19 protein-coding genes are annotated in these 21,184 nt (G+C 62.1%); 15 read left to right on the forward strand and 4 right to left on the reverse strand.

The genetic code is table 11. From position 1 onward, the window contains the following. Positions 1–10: 10 nt before the first annotated feature. From HKK54_RS07520 to HKK54_RS07530, 3 genes are read left to right on the forward strand one after another with little or no spacing between them, the layout of a single operon-like run. Complete coding sequence (locus tag HKK54_RS07520; protein WP_010173977.1) at positions 11–799, forward strand: ABC transporter ATP-binding protein; 789 nt, start codon at positions 11–13, stop codon at positions 797–799. After that, positions 796–1,743, forward strand: coding sequence for an ABC transporter substrate-binding protein (locus HKK54_RS07525; RefSeq protein ID WP_010173975.1), 948 nt, complete (start codon positions 796–798; stop codon positions 1,741–1,743). The genes HKK54_RS07520 and HKK54_RS07525 overlap by 4 nt, the downstream gene beginning before the upstream one ends. Further along, on the forward strand, positions 1,740–2,750 hold the full coding sequence (locus tag HKK54_RS07530; protein ID WP_010173972.1) for a FecCD family ABC transporter permease: 1,011 nt from the start codon (positions 1,740–1,742) through the stop codon (positions 2,748–2,750). Before HKK54_RS07525 ends, HKK54_RS07530 begins: the two co-directional genes overlap by 4 nt. A gap of 15 nt (positions 2,751–2,765) precedes the next feature. On the opposite strand, the gene HKK54_RS07535 is transcribed toward HKK54_RS07530, so the two are convergent. Then, positions 2,766–7,337 (reverse strand): DUF4329 domain-containing protein, encoded by a 4,572-nt coding sequence (locus HKK54_RS07535; protein ID WP_169386487.1) that lies wholly within the window; start codon positions 7,335–7,337, stop codon positions 2,766–2,768. A 268-nt stretch (positions 7,338–7,605) separates the two neighbouring features. On the opposite strand from HKK54_RS07535, the gene urtA reads away from it, so the two are divergent. The 11 genes from urtA to ureC all read left to right on the forward strand — a co-directional run bounded on the left by urtA (position 7,606) and on the right by ureC (position 17,825). After that, positions 7,606–8,871, forward strand: a complete 1,266-nt coding sequence (gene urtA, locus HKK54_RS07540) for an urea ABC transporter substrate-binding protein (RefSeq protein ID WP_003217372.1) — start codon at positions 7,606–7,608, stop codon at positions 8,869–8,871. 141 nt (positions 8,872–9,012) lie between these two features. Then, a complete protein-coding gene (urtB, locus tag HKK54_RS07545; protein WP_169386488.1) occupies positions 9,013–10,515 on the forward strand; it encodes an urea ABC transporter permease subunit UrtB in 1,503 nt (500 codons plus the stop codon). After that, complete coding sequence (gene urtC / locus HKK54_RS07550) at positions 10,515–11,594, forward strand: urea ABC transporter permease subunit UrtC (protein ID WP_169386489.1); 1,080 nt, start codon at positions 10,515–10,517, stop codon at positions 11,592–11,594. Before urtB ends, urtC begins: the two co-directional genes overlap by 1 nt. Next, complete coding sequence (gene urtD / locus HKK54_RS07555) at positions 11,591–12,451, forward strand: urea ABC transporter ATP-binding protein UrtD (RefSeq protein WP_003217378.1); 861 nt, start codon at positions 11,591–11,593, stop codon at positions 12,449–12,451. Before urtC ends, urtD begins: the two co-directional genes overlap by 4 nt. Before the next feature lie 116 nt (positions 12,452–12,567). Continuing rightward, complete coding sequence (gene urtE, locus HKK54_RS07560; RefSeq protein WP_010173963.1) at positions 12,568–13,266, forward strand: urea ABC transporter ATP-binding subunit UrtE; 699 nt, start codon at positions 12,568–12,570, stop codon at positions 13,264–13,266. 30 nt (positions 13,267–13,296) lie between these two features. After that, positions 13,297–14,136 (forward strand): urease accessory protein UreD, encoded by an 840-nt coding sequence (locus tag HKK54_RS07565; protein WP_010173961.1) that lies wholly within the window; start codon positions 13,297–13,299, stop codon positions 14,134–14,136. A 177-nt stretch (positions 14,137–14,313) separates the two neighbouring features. Continuing rightward, on the forward strand, positions 14,314–14,616 hold the full coding sequence (gene ureA, locus HKK54_RS07570; RefSeq protein WP_003217383.1) for an urease subunit gamma: 303 nt from the start codon (positions 14,314–14,316) through the stop codon (positions 14,614–14,616). Between the two features lie 8 nt (positions 14,617–14,624). Continuing rightward, a complete protein-coding gene (locus HKK54_RS07575; protein WP_169386490.1) occupies positions 14,625–15,146 on the forward strand; it encodes a GNAT family N-acetyltransferase in 522 nt (173 codons plus the stop codon). Between the two features lie 5 nt (positions 15,147–15,151). Beyond that, complete coding sequence (locus HKK54_RS07580; protein ID WP_010173956.1) at positions 15,152–15,682, forward strand: GNAT family N-acetyltransferase; 531 nt, start codon at positions 15,152–15,154, stop codon at positions 15,680–15,682. Continuing rightward, a complete protein-coding gene (locus tag HKK54_RS07585; protein WP_010173954.1) occupies positions 15,679–15,984 on the forward strand; it encodes an urease subunit beta in 306 nt (101 codons plus the stop codon). Before HKK54_RS07580 ends, HKK54_RS07585 begins: the two co-directional genes overlap by 4 nt. 140 nt (positions 15,985–16,124) lie before the next feature. Beyond that, positions 16,125–17,825, forward strand: coding sequence for an urease subunit alpha (ureC, locus tag HKK54_RS07590; protein ID WP_169386491.1), 1,701 nt, complete (start codon positions 16,125–16,127; stop codon positions 17,823–17,825). Positions 17,826–18,025: 200 nt separating this feature from the next. Here ureC and HKK54_RS07595 read toward each other — a convergent pair whose 3' ends face one another. From HKK54_RS07595 to HKK54_RS07605, 3 genes are all read right to left on the reverse strand, one after another. Further along, positions 18,026–18,238 (reverse strand): hypothetical protein, encoded by a 213-nt coding sequence (locus HKK54_RS07595; protein WP_169386492.1) that lies wholly within the window; start codon positions 18,236–18,238, stop codon positions 18,026–18,028. Positions 18,239–18,321: 83 nt separating this feature from the next. After that, positions 18,322–18,627 carry a chaperone modulator CbpM gene (locus HKK54_RS07600; RefSeq protein WP_010173951.1) on the reverse strand — a complete coding sequence of 102 codons (306 nt, stop codon included), beginning with the start codon at positions 18,625–18,627 and terminating at the stop codon, positions 18,322–18,324. A 2-nt stretch (positions 18,628–18,629) separates the two neighbouring features. After that, positions 18,630–19,577, reverse strand: coding sequence for a DnaJ C-terminal domain-containing protein (locus tag HKK54_RS07605; protein WP_010173950.1), 948 nt, complete (start codon positions 19,575–19,577; stop codon positions 18,630–18,632). 288 nt (positions 19,578–19,865) lie between these two features. Between HKK54_RS07605 and HKK54_RS07610 the strand changes: the two genes are divergently transcribed. After that, a complete protein-coding gene (locus tag HKK54_RS07610; protein ID WP_093202293.1) occupies positions 19,866–21,134 on the forward strand; it encodes an Hsp70 family protein in 1,269 nt (422 codons plus the stop codon). The last annotated feature ends 50 nt before the right edge of the window (positions 21,135–21,184 follow it).

Consider the following 21,184-nt stretch of genomic DNA (forward strand, 5'->3'; position numbering starts at 1 on the left):
TGAGAACGGCATGACCTCACTCAATCTCACCGACCTCGCCTGGACCCCACCAGGCCACGAGCACTGTCATCACCAGTTCCAACTGCGTGACGCCAGCCTGCACGTGAGCGCCGGTGAATTTGTCGGGCTGATCGGCCCCAACGGCAGCGGCAAGACCAGCCTGCTGCGTTGCGCCTATCGGTTCAGCAAACCGGCCGAGGGTGAGGTGCTGCTGGAACACCAGAACGTGTGGAAGCAATCCTCGAAGTGGTGCGCGCAACGTATCGCCGTGGTGCTCCAGGAGTTTCCCGACGCGTTCGGCCTGCGGGTGGATGAAGTGGTCGCCATGGGCCGCACACCTCACAAGGGCCTGTTCGACAGCGACACGGTTGAAGACCGCAACCTGATCCGCCAGGCCCTGGATAACGTCGGCCTGCTGGGCTTTGAAGACCACGCCTTCGCCACCCTCTCGGGCGGTGAAAAGCAGCGGGTGATCCTCGCCCGCGCCCTGGCCCAGCAACCGCAACTGCTGATCCTCGACGAACCGACCAACCACCTCGACCCGCGCTACCAACTGCAATTGCTGCAACTGGTCAAGCGCCTGAACATCGGCACCCTCGCCAGCATCCACGACCTGAACCTGGCCGCCGCGTTCTGTGATCGCCTGTACGTGATCAACCACGGGCGCATCGTCGCCAGCGGCACGCCTCACGCAGTGCTGACCGCCGAACTGCTGCGCGAGGTGTTCGGCGTTGAAGCATTGATCGACACCCACCCCTTGTCCGGCTACCCCCGAATTACCTGGATAACCCAACCATGATCCTGCGCTCCCTGCTGTCTCTCGCTTTGCTGCTCGGCACTTCCCAGGCGTTCGCCGAAGCGACCCGTTACCCGCTGAAAATCCAGAGTTGCAACCGCGAAGTGAGCTTCGCCGAGGCGCCGAAACACGCGGTCAGCCACGACATCAACATGACCCAGATGATGCTCGCCCTGGGCCTCAAGTCGCACATGGCCGGCTACAGCGGCGTCACCGGCTGGAAGTCGGTGACCCCGGAAATGGCGCAGATCCTCGACGGCCTGCCGGAACTGGCGAGCAAATACCCGTCGGTGGAAACCCTGCTGAATGCCAACGTCGACTTCTTCTTCGCCGGCTGGGACTACGGCATGCGCGTCGGTGGCGACCTCACCCCGCAAACCCTGCAGCCGCTGGGCATCAACGTCTATGAGCTGACCGAGTCCTGCGCCTTCGTGATGAAGCGCCCGGCCGCCACCCTGGAAGACACCTACAACGACCTGCGCAACCTGGGCAAAATCTTCGACGTACAGGACCGCGCCAACGCACTGATCGCGCAGATGCAGGCGCAGGTCGCCGACGTGCAGAAAACCCTGCCGGCCGAAAAGCCTCGGGTATTCCTCTACGACAGCGGTGAAGACCGCGCCATGACCTCCGGCCGCCTGGGCATGCCCCAGGCGCTGATCGACGCCGCCGGTGGGCGCAATATCCTCGACGACGTGGACGCCAGCTGGACCCGCGTCAACTGGGAAACCGTGGTGGAGCGCAACCCGCAGGTCATCGTGATCGTCGACTACAGCGAAATCACCGCGGACCAAAAAGAGCAGTTCCTGCTGAACAACCCGGCCCTGCAATCGGTGGACGCCATCAAGAACCAACGCTTTATCGTGATTCCCTACGTGCAGGCCACGCCGGGCATCGACAACGTGCTGGCGGTTGAAACCCTGGCCAAGGGGTTCCACGGCGAATGATCACCCGTCGCTACGCCCTGCTGCTGAGTGCCCTTGGCGCGTTGTTGCTGATCTCGTGCGTGGTCTCGCTGGGGTTCGGCTCGGCGCGGGTGCCGGTGGACGTGGTGTGGCGAATTTTGCTGCACAAAGCCTTCGGCCTTGGCGAGGTGGACTGGAGCGCAGGGCAGGAACACATCGTGTGGCTGATCCGCGTGCCGCGCATGTTGCTCGGGGCCTTGGTCGGCGCCGGGCTGGCGTTGATTGGTGCGGTGTTGCAGGCCGTCACACGCAACCCGCTGGCGGACCCGCACCTGCTGGGCGTGACCTCCGGCGCCACCCTGGGCGCGGTGATTGTAGTGCTGCATGTGGGCGAAGTGATCGGTTTGCTCACCCTGCCTATCGCGGCGTTTATCGGTGCCTTGTTGAGCATGATCGTGGTGCTGGCGGTGGCCAGTCGCAACGGTCGGCTGGAGAGCGACCGGTTGCTTTTGTGCGGTGTGGCGGTGTCGTTCGTGATGATGGCGGTGGCCAACCTGCTGCTGTTCATGGGTGACCATCGCGCGGCGTCGGCGGTGATGTTCTGGATGCTCGGCGGCCTCGGCCTGGCGCGCTGGGAGTTGCTGGCAATTCCCTTCGCTACGGTGTTGCTGGGGCTGGTGTTGCTGCTGGGCATGGCGCGTCCGTTGAACGCGCTGATGGCCGGTGAACAGACCGCCGTGACCCTGGGCCTGAACGCGCGCAACGTGCGGCTCAAGGTGTTTTTGATCGCCTCGCTGATGACCGGCGTGCTGGTGTCCATCAGCGGCTCCATCGGCTTTGTCGGGCTGATGGTGCCGCACATTGCCCGGCGTCTTGTGGGCGCCGAGCACCGCCGGCTATTGCCGGTGTGCGTGCTGCTGGGCAGCGTGTTCCTGGTGTGGGTCGATGTGGCCGCCCGCACGATGATCGCCCCGGAAGACCTGCCCATCGGCGTGGCCACGGCGGCCATCGGCGGGCTGTTTTTTATCGGTTTGATGCGCAAGCGTTAAACACCGGCGCAGCCTTCAAAGCTCATCTCGATCCCGCCCAAACTCCATGTCATCTTCGCCCGACCCTTGCAGCTCGTCGGCTTGCCACTGCTCACCCACCGCGCCACGATGGGTCCAGAACGCGTCGGTGTCGAGCACGGAGAGGTTGCCGAACACCCTCAGGCGCCCGACCAACTCGCTGGGAGACGGCGGCAAGCTGGGTTGCAGCAGCGCAATCTCCTGGGTCGAAAAGCTCGGGATGTATTTGAGCAACGCGCCTCCCCGGCATGTCAGATAGCAACTTTCGCCCCCCGGCGAATTACGCTGCAGCACTGCTACATAGCGTCGCAAATCCTGAACGGCGACGAAATTGTCCAGCAGGCTCTGGTCGATTGCCGCTTTGCTTGATGTCGACGGGATGACTTTGTAGAACGCCTGCACTGCGGCGATCACGTACGGATGAAGCGAATGCGAGGGGGGCAGGTACAGCCCTGCGTGATCGCTCCAGAACAACAGGTCCAGGGTCGGGCGGTTCTCGTCGACTACATTCACGTCTTGCACCGGGTCGAGCGCGACATAGCCGGGTGTCAGGGGAGGCACCAGAACGGCGCCCAGATAGTCTTTCCCCGAGAAAGGTCCCACGCGATCCCGGGCAGACCGGGCCGCATCATCGGCATGGGTAAACAGCGGGCCGCAAAATGAATGGAGATGCGGATTGTCGCTGAAGCTGTGTGGTTTCCTCTCGGAATGCCATTGCGCGGAGACCGGTTCCTGGCGACCCCAAATCCGGCTCGTCAACCGGATATACAGGTCGCCCTTGGTGGCCAGGTCCAGAACGTAGTCCTGCACGCGCATGGAACCTTCGAGCAGCCGCGTACTGACGCTGTGCGCCTCATTGACCAAACCGTATACCGCATCCGTTGCCGTCAGCTGATAGCTGAGCAATGCACCGTCGGCACAGAGCAGATACAGCGGGGGCACACGCCCGTTGGCCGAGTTCTTGACGAAGTTCAGTGCATTGGCGATCTCCTGCGGCCCGAAGAAGCTGTAGACCATGTCATCACCAGGTTCGCTGATCGCCTCGTTGTGGGCGCACAAGTACAAACCCTCGATGCGGTACCCCTGGGGCAACTGGCCGCCGACAAACACTTGTGCAAGCCGGGCGTAACTGTCCCTCACCAGTGGCAAGGTGGCCATGTACAGCGGCTGCTTGATTGCCTTGAGTACGTAACCAAACGCCAGTTGGGCAGTCGGTTTGTACAGCAGTTGAACATGACGCACCGCATCGAAGGCACGGGTAAATATCGGGCTGCAGGGCGGGTCGGCCTGGGTTGCACGGATCAACAGCGGCGGCGTGGGAAAGATATTGGCAATGAACGCCTCCCTGACCGGACGTGCAGGCCCCCACAACACACTGCCCTCAATCACGCGCAAGCTGCCCGCCTTCGCGACCTGAGTCACAAAGTCCAACGGCCGCAGTGTGCCTTCACGAATCTGCTGTTCGACCTGGTTGTCTGCGTAGTCCCCCCGGACCAGGTTGCGCGCCGCCAGCCTGTTTTTGAGGGCCTCTTCAAGGGCGGAATTCGACAGCTGGTAACTGAGGATAGAACCGTGAAAACCCAAGACATATTCACGCTTGATGTGCGCCTCGCGGTGCAACAAGGTCGACAACACCGCCGTGGGGATCATGCCGGTGTAGATGGCTTTTTCGGTGGCTGACAACAGGATCGGCACCTCCTGTTCCACCAGCGATGAGTATCGCGCGACGATCGTACTGCCCGTCGGATAAAGGCCCTTGGTAACGATTTGCCCAGGGTAAATCCAGTCGATGGTGAAGCCCCGTGGAGGCACCGCCAACGGCTCGGTCGCCGCAAACAAACCATTGCGCAACCTGAGGACCACCCCGCCGTAGATACGACGACGGCCCTCACCGACCAGCGCCGCGACATGGCGCACAGCATCATCGGGGCTGGCAAACGCCGGGCTCAAGCGCCGTCGCATGATGTTCTCGTAGCCCGACCAGGCACCACTCACCGCCCCCAATTTGTCCCAACATGGGCTGGTGCGCACCACATGAAGCTGCCCGCGTTGCGCCCAGGTCCTGACAAAGTCCAGTACCGGTGTCTGACCAGACGCCAGCAATGCCTCGCTCTCTTCAAATTCGGCGTCCACCGGCCCACCACTGCCGATGGTAATGGGTGACGGTACGTACCGCAGCAGCGCGCCCTCAAGGTTGGAAAAGTACACCGGCAGGTTGCTGCCGTTGTTGTATTTGCGGCCCCTGCGCACCGAGTCGTAGAGCGCGACGTACAGCACATTCGGCCTCACGAAATAAGCCGTCAGCCAGTCGATTGCCGCGTTCAAGCCCGTTGGCTTCCATTGTTGCGAGCGAAACAGGCTGTGCAGCACAAAGCCATTGGGAAACCGGTAGTCACCGCCGCCGGTCGCGGCAAACAGACTATTGAGTTTGAACAGGGTGTTAACCCCATCAATACACACCACCTCAGTGGCAATGAACTGCTGCTTGTCCTCGTGTTTGAGCACAAACGCAAAACAGTCCTGTGACGCCAGGTTGCGCCCATGCACCCGCGCATGCAGATTTCGCGCAGCCAGATCGGCCGTGGTAAATACCGCCCCGTAAGTGGTGTAGTCGGGCGGGCCGAGTCGGCGAGCGTAGTTGAAATGTGGCAGCCAATTGCGCTGAACCTTCGCGCGTGGCCCCCATAAAGGATTGCCGTCGATCACTCTCAAATCGCCGCTTTCAGCCAGCCGGGCAACCCACTGGGCTGGCTTGACCGCGTCGATGGCGAACGGCTCAATTCTGGAGGTGCTGCCGGGTGTATAGGACAACAACACGTCTTGCCCACCCGACAGATAAGCCGTTTGCCGCGATGCGATGACCGAGCGTGCTTCCTCGGGGGAAAACACCTGCAGATTGATCAACGCCTCTTCTCGCGACCAGCGACGCTGCTCGACCCAGGCAGGGTCTACCATCGACAGTGCTGGATGGGAGCCGTAACGCCCGTGCAACTCATAGTTCGGCGGAGGAATCAGCGGGCCCTGGGCATCCACCGGGAAAAACAGTGTGCCGTCAAACGGATTGGTCGGGCTTTCCACTGGCCGGGTGGCGATAAAACGCCCGTCTTCACCCTTGAGAATATAACCGCCGTAGTAACGGTCCCGACGATTGCCGACCTGTTCATGGGCGTACACCGCCGCATCGGTGGCCGAGAGAAATGAGCCGTTCCAACTCATGGCGTGCAACGAGGTCAGCAACGCGGAGCGTGTATCCACCGGCCCCACATCGCGCCACAGTGCGCCTGGCTGCACCACTGACAACTCGGTGACGGCAATTACTCGACGCACATAGTCCCTCGGGCTCAGGGTACCGTCCGCCAGCGCCGCCTGGGCGCCATTGTCGTCGAGTACGCCGTCAGGGCTCTGGTTGACCAGATCGCCCGCCGCACTGGCATGTGGCACCTTGATCTTGAGCAGTGCGCCATCTGCGACCTGCGCGTAAAGCCCCAGCCCAAGGCCCGGCTCCTGATTGATCCGGGTCGCACGCGCCTGGTTGATGGCGGACATCATCTGCGCCGGGGTCACAAAGGTGGAATACAACCAGCCTTCCCTGGCGCTGACTTCGGTTTCCGAAGGGGAGGCACGAACGTAGATGGCCTCAATGCCATGGTTGGCGGGTAACGCCCACTCGTTGTCGGCCTTCTTCGGAAAAACCCCAGTGGGTGAGAACGACGGCTGGCTCTGTGCGCTGGGAAAGGTCGCGACGTAGCGCTCCTCACCTGCCTGCTTGAGGACAAAACCAAATGAGTTAACCGCCGATTCAACCTGTGCGGCCTTCACCGCGTCTTCAGCACGGGTGAATATCGAGGTGCAGAGCGGTGGCGTCAGCGCCTTGGAGGTGAAGGGCTCGAACACCACCCAGTCCGCCGGTACTTTGCCTGCGTCGCCGCCCCACAAGGCGGTCGGCACGATCAGGCTGAGTTCGCCCAGCGTAGAGATTTTTTTCACCAGTTGATCGAATGAGCCGTATACCCCGACGGGATTACCCGGTCTTTTTCCGCTCCGGATCCACAGGGCGAAGCGGTGCTCTTGATACGAACCGCTGGGCGCGTAGCGAATCAGCGAGCCATCGGGGCCGGAGAGATACGCGGCCGGGAAGAACTCCCTATCATCAACGTCATGAGTAAAATCCGAGCCCGAGAAAAACCCCAGGAAGGCTTTCACCATCCGTGCATCAAATGAAGGATTCCGCGCCTGGATGAGGGCATGTTGCGCCGGGTGCGAATGGTAGCTGGCCACACAGGTGTAGCCCTTGGGCTGCTGGTAGTAACCTTCGGCGCTGAGCGCCAGGACCTTGAGCAAATCGAACTGCATGTCGGCGCCGGGCAGCGGTTCGGTGGCAAAGTACTTACCCGTCGCATCCCGCAGGATCACACCGCCGTACTCGCGCTCCCGGCGCGTGCCGATTTGCAGGTGAGCCCAGTAAGCCGCGTCCTCTTCCTTTAAAAATGCCGGACTCACTGGAGGCAGGCGTGTGGCGCCCCGGTTTGAAGCGGCCGCACGTTGTTGCCGCGATAGTCTGATAGCCATGAAAAACTCCTTGTCAGGCGGATGTGTCTTTTCAGTTGGCTAGCATTCTCGCCACACCCGCCTGTGCCCAAGCGGTAGGTAATTAGCGTGCAGCACCGTTAGGGTGCGCCGCCGTGCACGACCACCACCCAACGCTTCGACTTGGTGCGCCGCCCCACAAAGTGGCGCCCAAAACCCTCATAAACAGGCGATCTCCCCCCTCGGCACAGCCTTTGCAAAAGCCTGTGCAACGCCCTCATAACAACATTGAGTTCCTGGAGATCGCACCATGAAGCGTCGCAGCTTGATCAAGGCTTTCACACTGTCGGCATCCATCGCCGCGATGGGCATGACCTGGACCGTACAGGCCGCCGAGACCATCAAGGTCGGCATCCTGCACTCGCTGTCCGGGACCATGGCGATCTCCGAAACCTCGCTGAAAGACATGGCACTGATGACCATCGACGAGATCAACGCCAAGGGTGGTGTGAACGGCAAGATGCTCGAACCGGTAGTAGTCGACCCCGCGTCGAACTGGCCGCTGTTCGCTGAAAAAGGCCGGCAGTTGCTGACCCAGGACAAGGTCGCCGTGGTGTTCGGTTGCTGGACCTCGGTGTCGCGCAAATCGGTACTGCCGGTGTTCGAAGAGCTCAACGGCTTGCTGTTCTACCCGGTGCAATACGAAGGCGAAGAGATGTCGCCCAACGTGTTCTATACCGGTGCGGCGCCGAACCAGCAGGCGATCCCGGCGGTGGAATACCTGATGAGCGAAGAAGGCGGCGGCGCCAAGCGTTTCTTCCTGCTGGGCACCGACTACGTGTACCCGCGCACCACCAACAAGATTTTGCGTTCGTTCCTGCACTCCAAAGGCGTAGCGGATAAAGACATCGAAGAGGTCTACACCCCGTTCGGCCACAGCGATTACCAAACCATCGTGGCCAACATCAAAAAATTCTCGGCCGGCGGCAAGACCGCGGTGATCTCCACCGTGAACGGCGACTCCAACGTACCGTTCTATAAAGAACTGGCCAACCAGGGCCTGAAAGCCACCGACGTGCCGGTCGTCGCCTTCTCCGTGGGCGAAGAAGAACTGCGCGGCATCGACACCAAGCCACTGGTGGGCAACCTCGCGGCCTGGAACTACTTCCAGTCGGTGGAGAACCCGGTGAACAAGAAATTCGTGGCCGACTGGAAAGCCTACGCCAAGGCCCACAACCTGCCGGGCGCGGACAAAGCCGTGACCAACGACCCGATGGAAGCCACCTACGTGGGCATCCATATGTGGGCGCAGGCGGTGGAGAAAGCCAAGTCCACCGACGTCGACAAAGTGCGTGAAGCCATGGCCGGGCAGACCTTTGCCGCGCCGTCCGGTTTCACTCTGACCATGGACAAGACCAACCACCACCTGCACAAGCCGGTGATGATCGGTGAGATCCAGTCCGACGGGCAGTTCTCGGTGGTGTGGCAGACCCAGGAGCCGATCCGTGCCCAGCCGTGGAGCCCGTATATCCCTGGCAATGACAAGAAGCCGGATTACGCCGTCAAGAGCAACTGAACCAAGGGGTGTCGGCACCTGAGAGCTGACACAAACCCTGTGGGAGCTGGCTTGCCTGCGATGCGGACACCTCGGTATGTCTGATGCACCGCTATCGCAGGCAAGCCAGCTCCCACATTTGTTCGAGCAAGGCCCAAGAATATGCCCACTGCCCTCCACCGCTTCATCCTCGCCGTCCTGCTGTTGCTGCCCTTCGCCGCACACGCCAGCGACGCCGAAGACTTCCTTGCCGCCAACCCGATGCAACAAGCCAAGCTGCTCCAGGACTGGGCCGCCCAGCCCGACCCGGCACGCATCGAGCTGGTGGACGCCCTGCAACAAGGCCAGATCACGGTCAACGGTGAAGCCAAAACCGTGCGCCTGAACAACCGCCTGCGCGGCCTGATCGACAACGTACAAGCGAGCCAGGCACTGCTCGCCGCCGACCCCAAGGTGCGCCTCGCCGCCGCGCAAACCCTGCAAAAAAGCGCTACACCTGCGCAGCTGAAATTCCTCGACCAGCAACTCGCCGGCGAAACCAACGACGACGTGCACGTGGCCCTGAGCCTCGCCCTGGCCAACCTGCAATTGGTGGACGCCGACCCGGCCGTGCGCCTCGCCGCTGTGCGCTTGCTCGGTGGCACCGGCGACCCGCTGGCCCGCACTCGCCTGGAAGCCTTGCTCGCCCCCGGCGTCGAAGCCGACGCCGCCGTGCACACCGCCGCCGAAACCAGCCTGGCCCAGGTCAAGCGCAAGCTGATGGTGGGCGAGATCCTCGGCCAGGCCTTCAGCGGCATGTCCCTGGGTTCGATCCTGCTGCTGGCCGCGCTCGGCCTGGCGATCACGTTCGGCCTGCTCGGGGTGATCAACATGGCCCATGGCGAAATGCTGATGCTCGGCGCCTACTCCACCTACGTGGTGCAGTTGCTGATGCAGCGCTACATGCCCCAGGCCATCGAGTTCTACCCGCTGATCGCGCTGCCGGTGGCGTTTTTTGTCACCGCCGCCATCGGCATGGCCCTGGAGCGCACGGTGATTCGTCACCTCTACGGTCGCCCTCTGGAAACCCTGCTCGCCACCTGGGGCATCAGCCTGATGCTGATCCAGCTGGTGCGCCTGGTGTTCGGTGCGCAGAACGTTGAAGTGGCCAACCCGGAGTGGCTCTCCGGCGGGATTCAGGTGTTGCCCAACCTGGTGCTGCCGTACAACCGCATCGTGATCATCGCCTTCGCGCTGTTCGTGGTGGTGCTGACCTGGCTGCTGCTGAACAAGACACGCCTGGGCCTAAACGTACGGGCCGTGACCCAGAACCGCAACATGGCGGCCTGCTGCGGCGTGCCCACCGGGCGCGTGGACATGCTCGCCTTTGGCCTCGGCTCCGGCATCGCAGGCTTGGGCGGCGTAGCCCTGAGCCAGATCGGCAACGTCGGCCCGGACCTCGGCCAGAGCTACATCATCGACTCGTTCCTGGTGGTGGTGCTCGGTGGTGTCGGCCAGTTGGCCGGCAGCGTCATGGCGGCCTTTGGCTTGGGTATCGCCAACAAGATTCTCGAACCGCAGATCGGTGCCGTGCTCGGCAAGATCCTGATCCTCGCGCTGATCATTCTGTTTATCCAGAAACGCCCGCAGGGACTCTTCGCACTGAAAGGACGGGTGATCGACTGATGAACCAGCCATTGATGCTCACAGCCGCGCAAAAGGCCGGCCCCAAGTTGACCGTCGCGGTCGGCGCAGTGGTGCTGATCCTGCTGCTGGCGTTGCCATTGTTCTCGCTGCTGTCACCGGAAAATCCGCTGCACGTTTCCGCCTACACCCTGACGCTGGTGGGCAAGATTCTGTGTTACGCCATCGTCGCCCTCGCGCTGGATTTGGTGTGGGGTTATGCCGGGATGTTGTCCCTCGGCCACGGCCTGTTCTTTGCGCTGGGCGGTTACGCGATGGGCATGTACCTGATGCGCCAGGCCTCCGGTGATGAATTGCCGGCGTTCATGACGTTTTTGTCGTGGACCGAACTGCCGTGGTACTGGACCGGCACCAGCCACTTCCTCTGGGCCATGTGCCTGGTGGTGTTGGCGCCGGGATTGCTGGCGCTGGTGTTCGGTTTCTTCGCCTTTCGCTCGCGGATCAAGGGCGTGTATTTCTCGATCATGACCCAGGCCCTGACGTTTGCCGGGATGCTGTTGTTCTTTCGCAACGAGACCGGGTTTGGCGGCAATAACGGCTTTACCAATTTCCGCAGCATCCTCGGGTTTGGCATCACCGAACCGGGCACCCGGGCGGCGTTGTTTGTGGCCACCGTGGCGCTGTTGGTGGCGAGCCTGTACATCGGCTGGCGCCTGGCCCAGAGCAAGTTCGGCCGGGTGCTGACCGCGCTGCGGGATGCGGAAAACCGCCTGATGTTCTGCGGTTACGACCCACGCGGCTTCAAGCTGTTTGTGTGGGTGTTGAGCGCGGTGTTGTGCGGTTTGGCGGGGGCGTTGTATGTGCCGCAAGTGGGCATCATCAACCCCAGCGAGATGTCGCCAACCAACTCCATCGAAGCCGCTGTGTGGGTGGCCCTCGGTGGTCGCGGAACATTGATCGGCCCGTTGCTGGGCGCCGGTGTGGTCAACGGCATGAAGAGCTGGTTCACCGTGGCCTTTCCTGAGTACTGGCTGTTCTTCCTCGGTGCGCTGTTCATCATCGTCACCCTGTATTTGCCCAAGGGCGTGATCGGCCTGCTGAAGAAAAGGGGCGACCAATGAGAATCACAGCGACGGCCGAATTCATGCTCGAACCCATCCTCGAACCGAACAAAGACCAGGGCAGTGCCCGCGATGCCATCGGCCTCGGCCAGGCGGCAGGCAAAGGCCTGAACACCCGCCACGGCACGATCCTGACCCTGGAAGACATCAGCGTCAGCTTCGACGGCTTCAAGGCGTTGAACGACCTGAACCTGTACATCGGTGTCGGCGAATTGCGCTGCATCATCGGCCCCAACGGCGCGGGCAAGACCACGCTGATGGACGTGATCACCGGCAAGACCCGGCCCAGCCACGGCAAGGCCTGGTTCGGCGAAACCCTTGACCTGACCAGCATGAGCGAAGTGCAGATCGCCCAGGCCGGCATCGGGCGCAAGTTCCAGAAACCCACGGTGTTCGAAGCCCTCAGCGTGTTCGAAAACCTCGAACTGGCGCAGAAGACCGACAAGTCCGTATGGGCCAGCCTGCGGGCGCGCCTGAGCGGTGAACAGAAAGACCGCATCAGCGAAGTGCTCGACACCATCCGCCTCACCGCTTCGGTCAATCGCCCCGCCGGCTTGCTGTCCCACGGCCAGAAGCAGTTCCTGGAAATCGGCATGCTGCTGATGCAAGACCCGCAACTGTTGCTGCTGGACGAACCGGTGGCGGGCATGACCGACGCCGAAACCGAATTCACCGCCGAGCTGTTCAAGCGCCTGGCAGGCAAGCATTCGCTGATGGTGGTGGAGCACGACATGGGGTTTGTCGGTTCGATTGCCGACCACGTGACCGTGTTGCACCAGGGCAGCGTGCTGGCGGAAGGGTCGCTGGAACAGGTGCAGGAAAATGAGCGGGTGATCGAGGTTTACCTCGGTCGCTGATGCTTTATGTGGGAGCTGGCTTGCCTGCGATGGCATCGACACGGTGCAACTGATACACCGAGTCGCCTGCATCGCAGGCAAGCCAGCTCCCACAAGGAATTGAGGAGGTTTTGAACATGCTGCAAGTCGACAAGCTGCACCAGTACTACGGCGGTAGCCACATCCTGCGCGGGCTTTCCTTTGAGGTGAAAGTCGGCGAAGTCACCTGCCTGCTGGGCCGCAACGGCGTGGGCAAGACCACCTTGCTCAAGTGCCTGATGGGTTTGCTGCCCGCCAAGGAAGGTGCGGTGAACTGGGAAGGCAAGGCCATTACCGGTTTCAAACCGCACCAGCGCGTACACGCCGGGATCGCCTATGTGCCTCAGGGCCGGGAGATTTTTGGCCGGCTGACGGTGGAAGAAAACCTGCTGATGGGCCTGTCCCGTTTCCCCGGCGCCGAGGCCAGGGAAGTGCCGGCGTTCATCTACGAGCTGTTCCCGGTGCTGCTGCAAATGAAGCAGCGCCGTGGCGGTGATTTGTCCGGTGGCCAACAACAGCAGCTGGCGATCGGCCGGGCCCTGGCCAGCCGCCCGCGCCTGTTGATCCTCGACGAGCCCACCGAAGGCATCCAGCCGTCGGTGATCAAGGAGATCGGCGCGGTGATCAAAAAACTCGCGGCACGCGGTGACATGGCAATTCTGCTGGTGGAGCAGTTCTACGATTTTGCTGCTGAACTGGCCGACCAGTACCTGGTGATGTCCCGGGGCGAAATCGTCCAGCAGGGGCGTGGAGAAAATATGGAAAGCGAGGGTGTGCGCGGGCTCGTTACGATCTAATCTGTAGCGTCCTAACGATAAGCACTGACCATGACCCTACCAGCCCCCACCGCGCTGTTCACCCCCAGCTGGCACGCCGAGCTGGAACTCGGCTACGCGCGTTTCGGCGACACCACACGCCCGGTGATGCGCCGCCACCTCGGCCCGCTGCGGGTGCAAAAGCACCTGTACGCCGAGGGCCCCGAGGTGTGCCAGCACATCATCGTGCACCCGCCGGGCGGGATTGCCGGCGGTGATCGCCTCGATATCACAGCGCATGTGGCCGAAGGTGCCTGGGCGCAATTGACCAGCCCCGGCGCGGCCAAGTGGTACCGCGCCGGCGGCCCGGCCTACCAGAAGCTGGAGCTGACGGTTGAGGCCGGCGCCACCCTGGAATGGCTGCCGCAGGAGACCATCGTGTTCAGCGCGGCCCAGGCCGAACTCACCACCCGCATCGACCTGCAAGGCGATGCCCGGCTGTTTTACTGGGACGTGGTCGCCCTCGGACGCCCTGCCAGCGGCGAGCGTTTCGACCTCGGGCACTTCCAGTCACACCTGGATATCCGCCGCGACGGCCAGTTGATTTGGCATGAACGCCAGCGCATTGTGGGCGCCGACGGTTTGCTCGAATCGCCCATCGGGCTGGACGGGCAACCGGTGTTCGCGACCTTGCTGGTGACCGGTGAAATCGACAGTGAATTACTCGAACACTGCCGCTCGCTGCCCCACGCGGTACGCGGCGACCTGACCCAACTGCCCGGCCTGCTGGTGGCCCGCTGCCTGGCCAGTGAAGCGCTGCTGGCCCGCGGCTGGCTGATCGCGCTGTGGCGCCTGCTGCGCCCGGCGGTGTTGGGCCGAGAAGCGGTATCACCGAGAATCTGGAGCACATGAAGATCAAACGTTGACCCTGTCCCCTGTGGGAGCCAGGCTTGCCCGCGATGGCATCACCTCGGTGCATCAGCCCTACCGAGTCGTCAGCATCGCAGGCAAGCCAGCTCCCACAGAAAGCAGCTTTCACATTGGATCTCCGGTGTTTTTACGAATGTATTTCATAGTGGACCTTGAACGATGGACCTGACCCCACGGGAAAAAGACAAACTGCTGATCTTCACCGCCGGCCTGGTAGCCGAGCGGCGGTTGGCGCGCGGTGTAAAGCTCAACTACCCGGAAACCATCGCCTACATCTCTGCCGCGCTGATGGAAGGCGCCCGTGATGGCCGCACCGTCGCCGAGCTGATGCACTTCGGCACCACCCTGCTCACCCGCGAACAGGTGATGGAAGGCATTCCGGAAATGATCCCGGACATCCAGGTGGAAGCGACCTTTCCCGACGGCACCAAGCTGGTCACCGTCCACCAACCCATCGCCTGAGGCCTGCCATGTCCTTTTTGATACGTGATGCGGTGCACGCCGATTTGCCGGCCATTCGCGATATCTACAACGATGCCGTGCTGAACACCACGGCGATCTGGAACGAACAACCCGTGGACCTGGGCAACCGCCAGGCCTGGTTCAGCGCCCGTCAGTCGCAGTTCTACCCCATCCTGGTGGCCGTCGAAGACGAGCAGGTCACAGGCTATGCCTCGTTCGGCGACTGGCGGCCCTTTGAGGGCTTTCGCCACACCGTCGAACATTCGGTGTACGTGCGCAGCGACCAACGCGGCAAAGGCCTCGGCCCCCATCTGATGACCGCGCTGGTGGAGCGGGCGAAAGCCTGCAACAAACACGTGATGGTCGCCGCCATCGAGAGCGGCAACCAGGCCTCGATCCGCCTGCATGAGCGCCTGGGTTTTGTCACCACCGGGCAGATGCCCCAGGTCGGCACCAAGTTCGGTCGCTGGCTGGACCTGACCTTCATGCAACTGACACTCAACCCTGGCGCCGAACCGCCCAAGGAGTGACACCGATGAACGCCCAACTGCGTCGAGTCAATGCCGAGAGTTTTGCCCATTACCGCCAGGGTTTGGTTGAGCTGCTGCTGGACGCCGTAAAGCACGGCGCTTCGGTAGGCTTCATGGCCGACTTCGACGAAACCCAGGCCCGCAGCTACCTCAGCGGCGTGCAGGCGAGTATCGAAGACGGCAGCCTGCTGCTGTGGGTGGTGGTGCGCGATGAAGTCGTGGTGGCCAGTGTGCAATTGGCGCTGTGCCTGAAAGCCAACGGCCTGAACCGTGCCGAAGTGCAAAAGCTGCTGGTGCACAGCGAGGCCCGGCGCCGGGGTCTCGGCCAACAGCTGATGGCCGCCCTGGAGCTGAGCGCCCGCCAGTACAAACGCGGGCTGTTGTACCTGGACACCGAAGCCGGCTCTGGCGCCGAAGCCTTCTACCAGTCGCTGCGCTATACCAAGATCGGTGAACTGCCCAACTACTGCCAAAGCCCGGACGGGCGCTACACCCCGACCGCCATCTACTTCAAGACCCTGGGACAACCTGCATGATTCCTGGCGAATTTCAGATCCAGCCTGGCGACATCGAACTCAACGTGGGCCGGCGCACCGCCACCCTGAGCGTCGCCAACAGCGGCGACCGGCCGATTCAGGTCGGCTCCCATTACCATTTTTTCGAAACCAACGACGCGCTGACGTTCGACCGCGCCGCCAGCCGTGGCATGCGCCTGAACATCCCGGCGGGCACGGCCGTGCGCTTTGAGCCGGGGCAGAGTCGCGACGTGGAACTGGTGGAATTGAGCGGCAAGCGCCGGGTGTTCGGGTTTGCCGGACGCATCATGGGCGACCTGTAGTTTTTCTGGTGTCTGCTCGGGCCTCATCGCAGGCAAGCCTGCTCCCACAGGGGAATGCGTTCCAAATGTGGGAGCGGGCTTGCCCGCGATAGAGAGCGAAGCGAACGATTTCAAACTTTCCTGAATCTCAAGGCATGCACATGAAGATTTCCAGACAAGCCTACGCCGACATGTACGGCCCCACCGTCGGTGACAAGGTCCGCCTGGCCGACACCGAGCTGTTCGTCGAAGTAGAACAGGACTTCACCGTCTACGGCGAAGAAGTGAAATTCGGCGGCGGCAAGGTGATCCGCGACGGCCAGGGCCAGAGCCAACTGCTCGCCCATGAGGTGGTCGACACCCTGATCACCAACGCGCTGATCATCGATCACTGGGGCATCGTCAAGGCCGACGTCGGCCTGAAAAACGGCCGCATCGCCGCCATCGGCAAAGCCGGCAACCCGGACATCCAACCCGGCGTGACCATCTGCGTCGGCGCCAGCACCGAAGTGATTGCCGGTGAGGGCATGATCCTCACCGCCGGCGGCATCGACACCCACATCCACTTCATTTGCCCACAGCAAATCGAAGAGGCGCTGACCAGCGGCGTCACCACCATGATCGGCGGCGGCACGGGACCGGCCACCGGCACCAACGCCACCACCTGCACCTCCGGCCCGTGGCATTTGGCGCGTATGCTCCAGGCCTCCGACTCGTTCCCGATGAACATCGGCTTCACTAGCAAAGGCAACGCCAGCCTGCCGGAGCCGCTGATCGAACAGGTCAAGGCCGGCGCCATTGGCCTCAAGCTGCACGAAGACTGGGGCACCACGCCGGCAAGCATCGACAACTGCCTGAGCGTCGCCGACGAGTACGACGTGCAGGTGGCGATCCACAGCGATACCCTCAACGAATCCGGCTTCGTCGAAACCACCCTCGCCGCGTTCAAGGGCCGCACCATCCACACCTACCACACCGAAGGTGCCGGTGGCGGTCACGCGCCGGACATCATCAAGGCCTGTGGTTTCCCCAACGTGCTGCCCAGCTCCACCAACCCGACCCGGCCGTTTACCCGCAACACCATCGACGAACACCTGGACATGTTGATGGTCTGCCATCACCTGGACCCGAGTATTGCCGAAGACGTGGCCTTCGCCGAAAGCCGCATCCGTCGCGAGACGATTGCCGCCGAAGACATCCTGCACGACCTCGGCGCGTTCTCGATGATCAGCTCCGACAGCCAGGCCATGGGCCGGGTCGGTGAAGTGATCACGCGCACCTGGCAGACCGCCGACAAGATGAAAAAGCAGCGCGGCCCGTTACCGGGTGACGGTGAAGGCAACGACAACTTCCGCGCCAAACGCTACATCGCCAAGTACACCATCAACCCGGCGATCACCCACGGCATCAGCCATGAAGTGGGCTCCATCGAAGTGGGCAAGTGGGCCGACCTGGTGCTGTGGCGCCCGGCATTCTTTGGCATCAAGCCGACCCTGATCCTCAAGGGCGGCGCGATTGCCTCAAGCCTGATGGGCGACGCCAACGCCTCGATCCCGACGCCGCAGCCGGTGCATTACCGCCCGATGTTCGCCAGCTTCGGCAGTTCGTTGCACGCCACCAGCCTGACCTTTATCAGCCAGGCGGCCTTGGCGGCGGGCTTGCCCGAACAGTTGGGGTTGAAGAAGCAGATTGCGGTGGTCAAGGGTTGCCGGACAGTGCAGAAAACCGACCTGATCCACAACGATTACCTGCCCGACATCGAAGTCGACCCGCAGACCTATCAGGTGAAAGCCGACGGTGTGTTGCTGTGGTGTGAACCGGCGGATGTGCTGCCGATGGCGCAGCGTTATTTCCTGTTCTAGACAGCCGAAAAGGCCTGGGTCGTTGAACACCCAGGCCTTGATCTTCAGAGCGGATGCTCAGCCAACAGTTGTCGACTTAACCTCTCGATCAATCCGGCCTCCTCAATCTGCAACTGCCCCTCCAGGTCATCGGATTGTTGCGTGTAGGCCTCCTGCGTCAACGCCCCGGACTCAAAGCGCTGATGCAGGCCGGCCTGGGTTTACGCCTTCAAGGTCGTGCGTTGTTGAAGCGTCAGTGCCTGGAACCAGAGCAGGTGCTCCAAGTCATTCAACTTGAGTTGCATGCGCCGTTGCGCTGACGCCTTGATGAGCCATTCGGGGAGGCTGTTGTTTATAAAATCCCCATGGATACTGCTGCTTCCTGGCTGTGCTGAGACCTTGGCGGGGAGGTCGGCTGCTTGAGGGTCTGGCATACACAAATACCTTGGAATCGGAGAGAGGCGATTACCTTAATCAGCCCGGTTCCAAGGTCGGATGTAAGTATGTAGAGCGGCCGTTATTCGACGACCAGACGCCCCAGCCGCTGCTTGAGCATCTGGTTCTCGGCACGCAGTTGCTGCACTTCTTCCAGCAGGTCCAGCGCCAGGGCGACGCCTTCCCATTCCAGCTCCAGGTCTTTTTGCAGCGCCGACGCACGCTTGGCCAGGGCCAGTTCGTAATCGGTAAACCGCCAGGACTCAGGGCTTTGCCCCGCCGGTTCAAGAATGCCGTGCTCGACGATTTCGATCACGTAGGCCACCGACAGGTCGGTGGCCTCACAAAATTCTGCCATGTTCACTTGAACCACACGGGGACTGCTCATTGTTAGCTACTCCATGTTTCTCTCGGATCGAAAGCGGCCTTTTCAGCCAATGCCTGCCACAACGCCTTGACCTCGTCGTCGGTGTTTTTCGGCATGACCGCCTTGAGTTGCACAAACAGGTAACCGCGCTGCCCGGCCTTGTTCAGCAAGCCGTGGCCCTTGGCGCGCATGCGCTGGCCGTTCTGGCTGCCGGCCGGCACCTTGAGGTTGATCTTGCCGGTGAGGGTCGGCACGGCTACCTCAGTACCCAGCGCCAGCTCCCACGGGGCCAGCGGCAGGGTGATGATCAGGTTCTCGCCTTCCACGTCGAACTTGGGGTGTGGCGCGAACTTGATGATCAAGTACAGATCACCGTTGGCACCACCGCCAATCCCCGGCGCGCCCTGGCCCTTGAGGCGGATGCGTTCACCGTCGGCCACACCGGCCGGGATCTTCACGTTCAGGCTCTTGGTGGTGTTGCTGACGTGCTGGCCGGCGGCGTTGTACTGCGGCACCTGGAAGGTGACCGGCTTGGACTCGTTGGACAGGGTCTCTTCGAGGAAGACCGGCAGTTCCATTTCCACATCTTGCCCTCGACGCCCGGCACTACGGCCCTGGGCACCACCAAAACCATTGCCGCGCGAACCGAAGATCGAGCTGAAGAAGTCCGAGAAGTCACCAGTGTCCTGGCCACCGCCGCCGTAGCCGCCACGGCTCTGCCAGCCTGGCGGGCCCTGGAATGGCTGGCCGTGCTGGCCGTATTTGCGCAAATCGTCGTATTCAGCGCGCTTGTCGGCGCTTTTCAGCGCTTCATAGGCTTCGGACGCGTCCTTGAACTTGGCTTCGGCGTCCTTTTCCTTGCTCACGTCCGGGTGATATTTGCGCGCCAGCTTGCGATAGGCGGCCTTGATCGTCTTGTCGTCGGCAGTCGGCTCGACGCCGAGAATCTTGTAATAGTCTTTGAAGTCCATCGGGAGTATCACCGTCCGTTATCGATATCGCACTGCCAGCGTCACAGCATGCGCCTGTTTGCGGCGTCTGGATTGACCGATCTCAATCTTGTGACCCGGGGGTGCGTCAGAAGTTTATCGGCGCTGCGGGCAGAAACTTGCAGCCACCAACCGTATGGGGAGGATTTGGGGGCAAAGGCCGGGCTTTCAAGGTAACAAGTGTGTTGTATTTAGCGGATAGTCGGCCTACGCATCTGCACGCGGGTGGCATACACTGCGCGGCCGTTTTTCAACCGGAACCCGATTGACATGAAAAACCCATCCCCAGCCCGTGCCTGCGGTATCGACTTCGGCACGTCCAACTCCACCGTCGGCTGGATTCGTCCCGGCATGGAAACGCTTATCGCGCTGGAGGACGACAAGATCACGCTGCCGTCGGTGGTGTTCTTCAACTTCGAAGAGCGTCGCCCGGTGTACGGTCGCCTGGCCCTGCACGAGTACCTGGAAAACTACGAAGGCCGGCTGATGCGCTCGCTCAAGAGCCTGCTGGGTTCCAAATTGATCAAGCACGACACCAGCGTACTGGGCACGGCCATGCCGTTCACCGACCTGCTGGCGCTGTTTATCGGCCAACTCAAGAGCCGCGCCGAGACCACCGCCGGCCGTGAGTTCGACGAAGTCGTGCTGGGCCGCCCGGTGTTCTTCGTGGATGACGACCCGATGGCCGACCAGGAAGCCGAAAACACCCTGGTGGACGTGGCCCGCAAGATCGGCTTCAAGGACATCTCGTTCCAGTACGAACCGATCGCCGCAGCCTTCGACTATGAGTCCACCATCGAGAAAGAAGAACTGGTGCTGATCGTCGACATCGGCGGTGGTACGTCCGACTTCTCCCTGGTGCGCCTGTCGCCCGAGCGTCGCCAGATCGACAACCGCCACGACGACATCCTCGCCACCGGCGGCGTGCACATCGGCGGTACCGACTTTGACAAGCAACTCTCGCTGGCCGGCATGATGCCGCTGTTCGGCTACGGCAGCCGCATGAAGAGCGGCGCCTACATGCCCACCAGCCACCACATGAACCTGGCGACATGGCACACCATCAACTCGGTGTACTCGCAGAAATCCAAGCTGGCGCTGGGCAGCATGCGCTACGACATCGAGGACACCGGCGGCATCGACCGCCTGTTCAACCTGATCGAACAGCGCGCCGGGCACTGGCTGGCGATGGAAGTGGAAGAAACCAAGATCCAGCTGACGCAGCAGGACAGCCGCCATGTGCTGCTGGACCGGGTGGAGCCGGGGCTGAGCGTGGAGTTGAGCCGGGCGCTGTTCGAATCGGCCATCGACGGCTTGCTGGAGCGCGTGCGCAACAGCGTGACCCAGTTGCTCAACGACGCCTCGGTGGACGTGGCCCAGGTGGACACGGTGTTCTTTACCGGGGGTTCCAGCGGCATCCCGGCACTGCGCCACAGCATCTCGGCGATGCTGCCGAACGCGCAGCATGTGGAAGGGAATATCTTTGGCAGTATCGGCAGTGGTCTGGCGATTGAGGCCAGCAAGCGCTACGGCTACTGAGTGACAAACCCCACTCCTTTTGCTGAAGGAGCTTGTTGTGGCGAGGGGGC

Source organism: Pseudomonas sp. ADAK13 (assembly GCF_012935715.1).
Lineage (GTDB): Bacteria > Pseudomonadota > Gammaproteobacteria > Pseudomonadales > Pseudomonadaceae > Aquipseudomonas.